The 11,299-nt window shown below is 70.2% G+C and carries 12 protein-coding genes; 4 read left to right on the top strand and 8 right to left on the bottom strand.

Features of this window, described 5'->3' with window-relative positions; genetic code table 11:
• Window positions 1-818: 818 nt before the first annotated feature.
• A complete protein-coding gene (locus ACFP1K_RS01450) occupies window positions 819-1,484 on the bottom strand; it encodes a TetR/AcrR family transcriptional regulator C-terminal domain-containing protein (protein ID WP_380746212.1) in 666 nt (221 codons plus the stop codon).
• A gap of 76 nt (window positions 1,485-1,560) precedes the next feature.
• Here ACFP1K_RS01450 and ACFP1K_RS01445 point away from each other — a divergent pair, with 76 nt between their 5' ends.
• The 3 genes from ACFP1K_RS01445 to ACFP1K_RS01435 are packed head-to-tail and all read left to right on the top strand — an operon-like array spanning window position 1,561 to window position 4,364.
• On the top strand, window positions 1,561-2,598 hold the full coding sequence (locus ACFP1K_RS01445) for an NAD(P)-dependent alcohol dehydrogenase (RefSeq protein ID WP_380746210.1): 1,038 nt from the start codon (window positions 1,561-1,563) through the stop codon (window positions 2,596-2,598).
• Window positions 2,599-2,643: 45 nt separating this feature from the next.
• The gene (locus ACFP1K_RS01440) at window positions 2,644-3,414 is read left to right on the top strand and encodes a DUF4389 domain-containing protein (RefSeq protein WP_380746208.1); all 771 of its coding nucleotides are present in this window, start codon (window positions 2,644-2,646) and stop codon (window positions 3,412-3,414) included.
• Between the two features lie 44 nt (window positions 3,415-3,458).
• On the top strand, window positions 3,459-4,364 hold the full coding sequence (locus tag ACFP1K_RS01435) for an SDR family oxidoreductase (RefSeq protein ID WP_380746206.1): 906 nt from the start codon (window positions 3,459-3,461) through the stop codon (window positions 4,362-4,364).
• Here the strand turns inward: ACFP1K_RS01435 and ACFP1K_RS01430 are convergent.
• Window positions 4,317-4,859 carry a PaaI family thioesterase gene (locus ACFP1K_RS01430; RefSeq protein WP_380746204.1) on the bottom strand — a complete coding sequence of 181 codons (543 nt, stop codon included), beginning with the start codon at window positions 4,857-4,859 and terminating at the stop codon, window positions 4,317-4,319. The genes ACFP1K_RS01435 and ACFP1K_RS01430 overlap by 48 nt on opposite strands.
• Before the next feature lie 299 nt (window positions 4,860-5,158).
• Between ACFP1K_RS01430 and glnII the strand changes: the two genes are divergently transcribed.
• Window positions 5,159-6,172, top strand: coding sequence for a glutamine synthetase (glnII, locus tag ACFP1K_RS01425; RefSeq protein ID WP_380746202.1), 1,014 nt, complete (start codon window positions 5,159-5,161; stop codon window positions 6,170-6,172).
• Between the two features lie 52 nt (window positions 6,173-6,224).
• Here glnII and ACFP1K_RS01420 read toward each other — a convergent pair whose 3' ends face one another.
• From ACFP1K_RS01420 to dnaK, 6 genes are all read right to left on the bottom strand, one after another.
• Entirely contained in the window at window positions 6,225-6,866 is a 642-nt protein-coding gene (locus ACFP1K_RS01420; RefSeq protein WP_380746200.1) for an ATP-dependent Clp protease proteolytic subunit, read from the bottom strand.
• Window positions 6,867-6,876: 10 nt separating this feature from the next.
• Window positions 6,877-7,521, bottom strand: coding sequence for an ATP-dependent Clp protease proteolytic subunit (locus tag ACFP1K_RS01415; RefSeq protein WP_380746198.1), 645 nt, complete (start codon window positions 7,519-7,521; stop codon window positions 6,877-6,879).
• Window positions 7,522-7,693: 172 nt separating this feature from the next.
• Window positions 7,694-7,990, bottom strand: coding sequence for a chaperone modulator CbpM (locus ACFP1K_RS01410; RefSeq protein WP_380746196.1), 297 nt, complete (start codon window positions 7,988-7,990; stop codon window positions 7,694-7,696).
• Window positions 7,987-8,910: a DnaJ C-terminal domain-containing protein gene (locus tag ACFP1K_RS01405; protein ID WP_380746194.1), complete on the bottom strand. Its 924-nt coding sequence runs from the start codon at window positions 8,908-8,910 to the stop codon at window positions 7,987-7,989. Before ACFP1K_RS01405 ends, ACFP1K_RS01410 begins: the two co-directional genes overlap by 4 nt.
• Before the next feature lie 6 nt (window positions 8,911-8,916).
• Window positions 8,917-9,399 carry a nucleotide exchange factor GrpE gene (locus ACFP1K_RS01400; protein WP_380746192.1) on the bottom strand — a complete coding sequence of 161 codons (483 nt, stop codon included), beginning with the start codon at window positions 9,397-9,399 and terminating at the stop codon, window positions 8,917-8,919.
• A gap of 1 nt (window position 9,400) precedes the next feature.
• Window positions 9,401-11,293: a molecular chaperone DnaK gene (gene dnaK / locus ACFP1K_RS01395; RefSeq protein WP_380746190.1), complete on the bottom strand. Its 1,893-nt coding sequence runs from the start codon at window positions 11,291-11,293 to the stop codon at window positions 9,401-9,403.
• Window positions 11,294-11,299 lie beyond the last annotated feature (6 nt).

Raw genomic sequence — 11,299 nt, 5'->3', positions numbered from 1 at the left:
AGCACAGCCCTCGCGCCTTTCGCGCGGAGCGCGGCCTTCGCGAGGACCATTTCATCGGCGCGGCACACACGCCGAGTTGTCCGCCGTACGGCGGCGCCCGGTGACGTCCCCTGAAGTGGTGTAACTCCTGGGGATCTTCGTGAAGGGTACCGATGGTCCGCCTCCTGGCACCGAGGGCGGTGCGTTCATGATCACGGCCATGGAAATCACACCACCTGGCGGGACGTCACCCGGCGCGCCGGATTCGCCGACCCGCGTCTCGCCGCTTCGGCGCCACAGAGGTGAGGTCTTGATGGCGGGAGAGGGCCGCTCGAGGCCGTGGGGGTGGGCCGGCGGAGCGCCGTGAGGCGGCGGCGCTGGAGCGCCGTCGAGTTTGTCTTACCGGCGCCGGGTCGGCGGGAAGTTGTACGGCGAACACGGCGCCGTCATACGGCGGGACACCGGCCCGGCGGAACGCGTGGCGGTGGAGCACCATGAGCCCGGCAGGGCCGGGGGCGCGGGGGTGTCCCCCGCACCAGCACAGCCCTCGCGCCTTTCGCGCGGAGCGCGGCCTTCGCGAGGACCATTTCATCGGCGCGGCACACACGCCGAGTTGTCCGCCGTACGGCGGCGCCGGATTCGCCGACCCGCGTCTCGCCGCTTCGGCGCCAGATAGGTGAGGTCTTGATGGCGGGAGTAGGCGCGAGGGGTGGCGGGGGCGGCGCGGACGTTGGGGGTCAACGCGGGGATGGAGGCGCGCGGGGCGCGGTGTGGGGGAACAGGGTGGAGGCGCGGGAGGGGCGGCGCGGGGTGGGGTGGGGGCTTGGGGTGGGGTGGGGTTAGAGGGTGTGGCGGGTTTTTTCTAGGCCGGTGAGGATTAGGTTTAGGCCGAAGAGGAACTCGTTGCTGTGGTCGTAGCCGGGTTTGAGGATGTGTTCTACGGCCATTTCGGTTAGGTGGGGGTATTGGTCGGCGGGGAAGCGGGCCATGATCATTTGGGTGGCTATCGCTGAGTCTTCCGCGGAGCGGAAGGACAGGCTGGCTTCCTGCATGGCGAAGCCGTAGATGTAGCTGTCCAGGACGGAGAACGCGTGGGTGGCCATCGCGATGGAGAAGCCTGCCTTTCGTAGGGTTCCGATGACGGCGTCGTGGTGGCGTAGCGTCACGGGGCCGGGGGTGCTGCGTGACTCCATCAGGCCGATGGCCCAGGGGTGGTGCGACATGGTCTCGCGGGCGGAGACGGCGCGGCGGCGCATGGCCGTCTGCCAGTCGGGTTCGTCGCCGGGCAGGTCGATCTCGCCGAAAACACGGTCGATCATGCCGTCGAGGAGGTCGATCTTGTTGGCCACGTGGTTGTACAGCGACATCGCCTCCACACCGAGCTCCTCACCGAGCTTGCGCATGGTGAGCGAGCCGATGCCGTCCTTGTCGGCCAGCGCGATGGCGGCCACCAGCACCTGGTCCCGGTTCAGCGGGGGCCGGGCCTCGGCGCTCGGGTGGGGCATACGCGGCCTCCTTGACGTACTTACATTGTAAGCGTATTACTTACAACATAAGCTTACAATGTAGGGAGCCCCCGAGATGGGTATCGATTCCCACACCCGGCAGGTGAACGGCCGCCCCGTGAAGGCCAGGGCGATGAGGATGGAAGCCATCGTCCAGGACGAGTACGGCGAAGCCATGGACGTCCTGCGCCTCGCGGAGATCGAGCGGCCCGTCATCGGGGACGGTGAGGTGCTGATCCGCGTGCGCGCCGCCGGCGTGGACCAGGGCGTATGGCACATCATGACCGGCCTGCCCTATCCGATACGCCTCGCCGGCTACGGCTTCCGCGCGCCGAAGACCCACGTACGGGGCCGGGAGGTGGCCGGGCACGTCGAGCAGGTCGGCAAGAGCGTGACCACGATGCGGCCGGGCGACGAGGTGTTCGGCATCGCCGAGGGCTCGTTCGCCGAGTACGCCCGTGCCACGCCGGACAAGCTCGCGCCCAGGCCGGCGTTCCTCACCTTCGCGCAGGCGGCCGTCGTCTCGGTGTCGGCCCTCACCGCGCTGCAGGCCGTCCGCGACCACGGGCACGTGAAGGCCGGGCAGAAGGTGCTGATCATCGGCGCGTCAGGAGGCGTCGGGATGTTCGCCGTGCAGATCGCCAAGGCGTTCAAGGCGGAGATCACCGGGGTGTGCGGTACGGCGAAGACGGAGATGGTCCGGTCCCTCGGCGCGGACACCGTCATCGACTACACGAGTGAAGACATCACCGACTCGGGTGTGCGGTACGACGTCATCCTCGACATCGGCGGCAACCGTTCGCTGCGCCACCTCCGGCGGGCCCTGGCCCCGCGGGGCACGCTCGTCATCGTAGGGGGCGAGACGCGGGGACGTTGGCTCGGCGGCACGGACCGCCTGCTCCGGGTGGCCCTGCTGTCCAGGTTCGTCCGCCAGAGGCTGACGACGTTCGTCTGCTCGGAGAACGCGCGAGACCTGATGATCCTCAGCCGGCTCATCGAGTCCGGCGCGGTGGTGCCGGTCGTCGACCGGACCTACCCCCTGAGCGAGACCCCCACGGCCGTCCAGTACCTGCGGGACGGGCACGCGCGGGGCAAGGTCGTCATCAGCGTGTGAGGCCCACGACCCCGGGCCCATCGGCACCGACAAGAGGAGACGACCATGAGTTCCACGACCCCGATGTCCGCACGAGCACCCACCCTTGACGGGGAGCCCTCCCCGATCCGGGTGAACGCCCGGCTGGAGGGCCCCTTATCCCGCTGGCTGTGGCTGGTGAAATGGCTGCTGCTCGTGCCGCACGTGCTGGTACTGATCCCGTTGTGGATCGCGTTCGTCGTGCTCAGTTTCGTCGCGCTCGTCGCGATCGTGATCACGGGCCGGTACCCGCGGGCGATCTTCGACTTCAACCTCGGCGTGATGCGGTGGAGCTGGCGGGTGAGCTACTACGGCTACGAAGGTCTGGGCACCGACCGTTACCCGCCGTTCACGCTGGCGGACGTTCCCGGCTACCCCGCGCGCCTGGACATCGACTACCCGCCGCGCCTGCACCGGGGTCTGGCCCTGGTGAAGTGGCTGCTGGCCGTCCCGCATCTCGTGATCGTCGGGATCCTGTTCGGTGGCGGTCCCTGGCTCAGCTGGCAGACCGACACCGACGCGCTGGTCCTGGGCAGCGGTGGCCTGGCCGGACTGCTCGTCCTCATCGCAGGGATCACGGTCCTGTTCACCGGTGAGTACCCCCGGCCGCTGTTCGACCTCATCATGGGGCTGAACCGCTGGGGCCTGCGGGTCGCCGGCTACGTGGCCCTGATGACCGACCAGTACCCGCCGTTCCGGCTCGACTCCGGCGGCGACGACCCCGCAGGCCCGGCCGTCCCCCGGGACCTGACCCCGCCGAACGTGGAACCGGTCGTCACCTCCGGTGACCGGCTCTGACGAATCATCGTGGCGATCCGGCCGCCATCTCTGAGGAAGACGGTATGAACGGGACGTCGATGACCGGCCGGACGGTGCTGGTCACCGGCGGCACCGGGGGCATCGGCAGGGCGACCGCCCTGGGGCTGGCCCGGATGGGCGCCCGGGTCGCGATCGTCGGCCGGTACCGCGATCGCACCGAGGGTGTGGCCCGCGAGATCCGGGTGGCGGGTGGCGGGGAGGTGGAGGCGTTCGCCGCGGATCTGTCATCCATGGCGGAAGTGCGGCGGCTGGCCGGCGAGGCGCTGGAGCGGCTTTCGCGGATCGACGTGCTGGTCAACAACGCGGGAGGGCAGTGGGCCACCCGCCACGTCACGGTGGACGGGCTGGAGCGCACCTTCGCCCTCAATCACCTGGCGCCGTTCCTGCTCACCAACCTGCTCCTGAACCGGCTGAGGCAGAGCGCCCCGGCCCGGGTGGTCACGGTCTCGTCCAACGCGCATCTCATGGGGCGCATCGACTTCGACGACCTTCAGGGGGAACGGTCCTTCGACGGCGGCCGGGCCTACAGTCAGTCCAAGCTCGCCAATGTCCTGTTCACCTACGAGCTGGCCCGGCGGTTGCGGACCACCTCTGTCACCGCCAACGCGCTGCATCCCGGCGTGGTGAGCACCGCGTTCGGCGGCGAGGACCCCGGCGGCGTGCAGCGGTGGCTCGTCCCGGTGTGGCGGCCTTTCATGAAGTCGCCGGCCAGGGGTGCCGTCACGTCGATCCATCTGGCCTACGCGCCCGAGCTCGAAGGGGTGACGGGCCGTTTCTTCGCGGCCGGCAAGCCCAGGAGGTCGGCCAGGAGCAGCTACGACGAGGAGGCCGCGGCGCGGCTGTGGCGGGTGAGCGCCGAGCTGACCGGCCTGAGCGGGGGCTCAGGCGGGGCGGATGATGAGGCAGCTGCTCGTGGCGGTGGCCAGTAGGCGGTCGGCGGGGTCGAGGAGTCTGGCCTCGGCCAGGGCTGTGCGGCCGCCGAGGTGGGTGACGGTGCCGACGGCGGTGACGCGGCCGGTGCCGACGGTGATGGCGCGCAGGTACTTCACGTTGAGGTCGAGGGTGGTGTAGCGGACGCCGGCGGGGAGCATGGAGTGGACGGCGCAGCCGGCGGCGGAGTCCAGGAGGGTGGCGAAGACGCCGCCGTGGACGGAGCCGATGGGGTTGTAGTGGTATTCGGCGGGTTCGAAGGCGAAGGTCGCGTGGCCGGGCTCGGCGGTGACGAGCTCGAAGCCGAGGGCGTGGGCGATGGGGGGCGCGGGCAGCGTGCCGTCCATGATCGCCTGGAGGGCCGCCATGCCGTCGAGGTTTATGCCGCCGAGGGCGGTGACCATGGGGTCGTTCCAGGTGAACTCCCTGCGGCGGGAGGTGTCCCCGTCCGCGGGGGTGGGCGTGTCCAGCTGGTCCGGCGCGGACGGTGACATGCGGGCTCCCTGGGGGTACGACGGAGGACGGAAAGTCAGGTTCGAAAACAAGACCCAGGGTACCGGGGCGCGGGGCGGGCCGAAAAGGCGGATGCGGGCCCGGGGGCGGCGGTCGGCGCGGGACAGGAAGAAGTCCAGCTTGACCAGGCATGATGTGTGAGGAAGGACACGTAGGGTTCCGAGGCCATTTCACATGGTGTTCATAAATGGGCAACAGGTGGGAAACGGCGGGTTGACAGCCTCGGCGTTGCGTACCCGCGTGCAGAACGCATGTTGTCCGCCTGGGTGAAGGGATCGACGTGAGCTACAAGGCCGAGTACATCTGGATCGACGGGACCGAGCCCACCGCGCGGCTCCGGTCCAAGACCAAGATCCTGGCGGACGGAGCCGAACCGCCGACCTGGGGATTCGACGGGTCGAGCACCAACCAGGCGCCGGGCAAGGCGTCGGACTGCGTGCTGAAGCCGGTGTTCGTGTGCCCGGACCCGATCCGCGGCGGCGACAACGTGCTGGTGCTGTCGGAGGTCCTGCTGACCGACATGACGCCGCACCCGACCAACACGCGGGCCAAGCTCACGCCGGTCGCCGAGCGGTTCGCCGCGCAGGAATCGTGGTTCGGCATCGAGCAGGAGTACACCTTCTACAAGGACGGCCGGCCGCTGGGCTTCCCGGCGGGGGGCTTCCCCGCGCCGCAGGGCTTCTACTACTGCGGCGTCGGCGCCGACGAGGTGTACGGCCGTGAGATCGTCGAGGCGCACATGGACGCGTGCCTCGAGGCGGGCCTCGCCCTGTCGGGCATCAACGCCGAGGTCATGCCCGGCCAGTGGGAGTTCCAGATCGGCCCGGCGGGACCGGTGGCGGTCGCGGACCACATGTGGGTGGCGCGGTGGCTGCTGTACCGCATCGCCGAGGAGTTCGGGGTGGCGGCGACGCTCGACCCCAAGCCGGTGAAGGGCGACTGGAACGGCGCGGGAGCGCACACCAACTTCTCCACGCAGGCGATGCGCTCGTCGTACGACGCGATCATCACCGCGTGCGAGGCCCTGGGCGAGAAGGCGCAGGAGCACATCAAGGGCTATGGCGCGGACATCGAGCACCGTCTCACCGGCATGCACGAGACCGCCCCGTGGAGCGAGTTCAGCTACGGCGTGTCCGACCGCGGCGCCTCGGTGCGCATCCCGTGGCAGGTCGAGGTGGACAAGCACGGCTACATCGAGGACCGCCGGCCCAACGCCAACTGTGACCCGTACGTCGTCACCCGGCTGATCGTGGACACCTGCTGCACGGCGCTGGAGAAGGCCGGCCAGGTCTGATCCCGCGAGGACCTGACGGGGGGTGCGGCGCGGCACCCCCCGTCTTCGCGTGTCATGAACGTTTTCTGCTGGTGAAGATGTCGTCCACCAGGCCGTACTCCTTGGCCTGCTCGGCGGTGAAGATCTTGTCGCGTTCGATGTCGGCGCGGACGGTCTCGATGGAGCGGCCGGAGTGGCGCGCCACCATCGTCTCCAGCATCGTGCGCATGCGCATGATCTCTCTCGCCTGGATCTCGAGGTCGCTGGAGGAGCCGAAGCTGCCCTCCATGGACGGCTGGTGCAGCAGCACGCGCGACCGGGCCAGGGCGGCGCGTTTGCCCGGGGTGCCGGCCGCCAGCAGGATGGCCGCCGCGGAGGCCGCCTGGCCGATGCACACCGTCTGGATGTCGGGGCGGACGAACTGCATGGTGTCGTAGATCGCGGCCATCGCGGTGAACGAGCCGCCCGGCGAGTTGATGTAGATGCTGATGTCCCGATCGGGGTCCAGGGACTCCAGCGTGAGGAGCTGGGCCATCACGTCGTTGGCCGAGGTGTCGTCGATCTGCACGCCGAGGAAGATGATGCGGTCCTCGAAGAGCTTGTTGTACGGGTTCATCTCCTTGATGCCGTACGAGGTGCGCTCGGTGAAGGTCGGCATGACGTAACGGCTGTGGATGGGGATCACTTCGGCCTCGGTCCCGCTGGGGTTCGTCATCGCGGGGCCTTCAGGAGACCGGGCCGGCGGAGGGCACATGGCGGGCCGTGGTCACCACGTGGTCGACGAAGCCGTACTCCCTGGCCTCCTCGGCGGTGAACCAGCGGTCGTGGTCGGAGTCGGAGGTGACGCGTTCGATGGACTGGCCGGTGTGGTGGGCGATGCGCTCGGCGATGGTCTTCTTCGTGTGGAGCATCTGCTCGGCCTGGATCCTGATGTCGGACGCGGTGCCGCCGATGCCGCCGGAGGGCTGGTGCATCATGATGCGGGCGCGCGGGAGGGCGTAGCGCTTGCCGGGGGTGCCGGCGCACAGGAGGAACTGGCCCATGGAGGCGGCGAGGCCCATGGCGACCGTGGAGATGTCGTTGGGGACATATTCCATCATGTCGTAAATGGCCATGCCGGCCGTCACCGAACCGCCCGGCGAGTTGATGTAAATGAAAATGTCACGGTGCGGATCTTCGGCGGCCAGGAGGAGCAATTCGCCGCAGATACGGTTGCCGATTTCGTCGTCCACCTCCTGCCCGAGGAAGATGATGCGTTCGCGCAGCAGGCGCTGGACGACTGGTTCGTACTGCACCGGCGGGGCGTAGTCCCTGGTGGTGGTGGAGGAGAGAACGCGGCCGAAGGGGTGAGGGCGCCGGGAGTCGGTCATGAGGGCCTGCTTCCTGTCGACGGAGCCCGGCGGAGCGAACACCGGGGAATACGGCCCCAACACTTCCAGAAAAAACTCATCGATGCCGACTTTTTCACCGACGGCACATTTTCGCTAAAAGCCGATTACGCGTTACGCGTATTACGCCCTCAACCTGGTTTGATTGACGTTTTCACCACCGCCGCCGTCTGGACGGCACGCGCCGCAGCGCGGCCTCCAGTTCGGCGATCCGGTCGAGCAGGTCGATGACCAGCCCCAGCGAGGCGTAGTTGACGCACAGGCCCGCGTGCAGCCGTTCGATGCGGCCGAGCACCGCGAGCTGGGACGGCGCGAACCGGGGCTCGGGGCCGGCGATGGGGTCGAGCAGCCCGAGCTGGACCAGCCTCCGCACCTGCTCGGGGTGCAGGTCACCGGCGCGGGCGAACTGTTCCAGGCTGAGGCCGGGGAGCCGGCTGAGCGCGGTCGTCACGGGTGTCTCCTCGGGTCGAAGTCGGACAGGGCGGCCAGCTGCTCGAACAGGCGCCGCTCGTCGCCGGTGAGCCGGGGCGGCACCATGATCCGCGCCTCGGCGTACAGATCCCCGGCCTGGCCTCTGGGGTTCGGCAGGCCCCGCCCGCGCAGGCGCAGGCGGCGGCCGGTGGAGGTGCCCGGCGGGATCTTCAGCTTGGCCTCGCCGCCGGGGGTGTCCACGGCGACGGTGGCGCCGAGCGCCGCCTCCCAGGGGGTGAGCGGCAGCGGCGCGTACAGGTCGCGGCCCTCCACGCGGTACCGGGGGTCCGCGATCCTGGTGATCAGGTACAGGTCCCCGGGCCGTCCGCCGTCGCCCCGGCCGCCCTGCCCGGCGAGCCGGATCCGCTGCCCGTCGGTCACCCCCGGCGGGATGGTGACGTGGATGGTGCGCGGCCCGCCCGGCGTCTGAAGGGTGACGGTGCGGCGGGCGCCGTGGTAGGCGTCGTCCACCCCGACGGTGATCTCGGCCTCCTGGTCGGCGCCGGGCACCGGGCCCCAGTTCCCGCCGAACAGGTCCGAGAGGTCGACGTCGGGACCGAATCCCCCGAAGCCGTACGCGAAGTCGGGGCGCCCCCCGGACCGGGCCCCGGCCCCGGCGCGGGCCCTGCGTCCGGGCCGCGCCCGGCTCCAGGCGTCCGGGTCGACGTCCTCGGGCACCGAGCGCCAGTCCGGGCCGAACGCGTCGTAGCGCTGCCGCTTGGCCGGGTCGGACAGCACGTCGTAGGCCTCCGCGATGTCCTTGAACCGGTCCTCGGCGCCGGGTTCCTTGTTCACGTCGGGATGGTGGGCGCGGGCCAGCTTCCGGTACGCACGCTGGATCTCCTCACGGCTCGCCGTCCTCGGCACCCCGAGGACCTCGTAGAGATCACGTGCCGCCATGGGACCTCACTCCGGCGCCGTGGCGACCAGCACGGTCGCCGGGCGCAGCTGCCGGTCCCCCTCGCCGTACCCGGGCCGCACGACCTCGGCCACCGTGCCGGGCGCGGCGCCCTGCGCGGGCACGGTGCCGACGGCCTCGTGCAGACCGGGGTCGAACGGCACCCCGGCCTCGTCGTGGCGGGCGTATCCGAGGCGCTCCAGCAGGGACACCGCCTGGTCGCGCACCGCCCGCACGCCCTCGATGACGCTCTTGGGGTCGGCGTCGGCGTGCCGCAGCGCGAGGTCCAGGTTGTCCAGGACCGGCAGCCATTCGCGTACCGAGCGGGCCCGCTCCTCGGCGCGCACCCGCTCCGCGTCCCTGTCCATCCGTTTACGCGCGTTGTCCAGGTCGGCGACGGCACGCAGCCATTTGTCCTCCAGCTCGGCGATCCTGGCCTCGGTGGCGCGCTCGTCCGGCTCCGGCGGCCGGTCCGGTATCTGCTCGGTCATGTCATTCCGCCGTGAACTCGGCGTCGATGACGTCGTCGTCATCGCCGCGACCGGTACGCGCCCCCGCCTCCGCGTGGCCTTCCCGCGCGGCCTCCTCGGGCGGCCGTGTGGTGGCGAGGCTCTGGTCGACCTGCCGCAGCTCCGACGCGAGGTCGCGCAGCCGTTCCACGGGCGCCTCCTCCGTGATGGCCTGGCGGGCGTCGGCGACCAGTTGCTCGGCGCGGGCCTTCTCGTGCACCGGCAGCGAGTCGCCGAGCTCGGCGAGGCGCCGTTCCACCTGGTAGGCCGCCGAGTCGAGCACGTTGCGCGCGTCGATCGCCTCGCGCACCCTGGCGTCCTCGGCCCGGTGCTGCTCGGCGTCCCGCATCATGCGGTCGATCTCGGACTTGTCGAGGTTGGAGCTCTCGCTGATCGTGATGCGCTGCTCGCCGCCGGTCTCCTTGTCCTTGGCGGTGACGTTGAGGATGCCGCTGGCGTCCACGTCGAACGTCACCTCGATCTGCGGCTCCCCGCGCCGCGCCGGGCGGATGTTCTCCAGCCGGAACCGCCCGAGCGCCCGGTTGTCGGCCGCGCGTTCCCGCTCCCCCTGCAGGACCACCACGTCGACGGCGTTCTGCTCGTCCTCGGCCGTGCTGAAGGTCTCGGTGCGGCGGGCCGGGATCGTGGTGTTGCGCTCCAGGACCTTGGTCATCACGCCGCCCAGCGTCTCCACGCCGAGCGACAGCGGGGTGACGTCCAGCAGCAGGACGTCCTTGACCTCGCCCTTCAGCACCCCGGCCTGGATGGCGGCGCCGTCGGCCACCACCTCGTCGGGGTTGACCGTCATGTTCGGCTCCTTGCCGCCGGTCAGGCGCCGCACCAGCTCCTGCACGGCGGGCATCCGGGTGGAGCCGCCGACCAGGATGACCTCGTCGAGGTCGTCGGCCGACAGCTTGGCGTCCGCCATGGCCTGCTCCACCGGGCCTTTCGTCCGCTCCACCAGGTCGTGGGTGATCTCCTCGAACGTCGAGCGCATCAGGGTGGTGTTCAGGTGCTTCGGGCCGTTGGCGTCGGCCGTGATGAACGGCAGGCTGATCGCGGTCTGGGTGACCGAGGACAGCTCGACCTTGGCCTTCTCCGCGGCCTCGAACAGCCGTTGCAGGGCCTGTGGGTCGCGCCGCAGGTCGATGCCCTCCTGCCGCTGGAACTCGTCGCCGAGGTGGTCGACGACACGGCGGTCGAAGTCGTCGCCGCCGAGGTGGGTGTCCCCGGCGGTGGACCGTACCTCGATCACGCCCTCGCCGATGTCGAGGACGCTGACGTCGAAGGTGCCGCCGCCGAGGTCGTACACCAGCACGGTCTCGGCGCCCTTGCGGTCCAGGCCGTACGCCAGGGCGGCCGCGGTCGGCTCGTTGATGATCCGCAGCACCTCCAGGCCCGCGATGCGGCCGGCGTCCCTGGTGGCGTGCCGCTGGGCGTCGTTGAAGTACGCGGGCACCGTGATGACGGCCTCGGTGATCTTCTCGCCGAGGAACTTGGCGGCGTCGGCGACCAGCTTGCGCAGCACCATCGCGGCGATCTCCTCCGGCGCGTACATCCGGTCGCCCACCTTGAAGCGCACCGCGTCGTCCGGGCCGGGGACCACGTCGAACGACACCGCGTTGATCTCGCTGCCCACCTCGTCGAACCGGCGCCCGATGAACCGCTTGGCGGAGTAGATGGTGCCCTTGGGGTTGAGGATGGCCTGGCGGCGGGCCAGCCTGCCGACCAGGCGTTCGCCGTTCGGGGTGAAGGCCACCACGGACGGCGTGGTGCGCTCCCCCTCCGCGTTGGGGATCACGGTCGGCTGCCCCTGTTCGGTGACCGCGATCACGGAGTTGGTGGTACCGAGGTCGATGCCTACTGCCTTCGCCATGAGTTC

Origin of the sequence: Sphaerisporangium aureirubrum (assembly GCF_042658925.1) — a bacterium.
Classification (GTDB): Bacteria; Actinomycetota; Actinomycetes; order Streptosporangiales; family Streptosporangiaceae; genus Sphaerisporangium; species Sphaerisporangium aureirubrum.
Note: the sequence above shows the minus strand (reverse complement) of the source record. Positions and strands in the feature narration are given on the sequence as shown.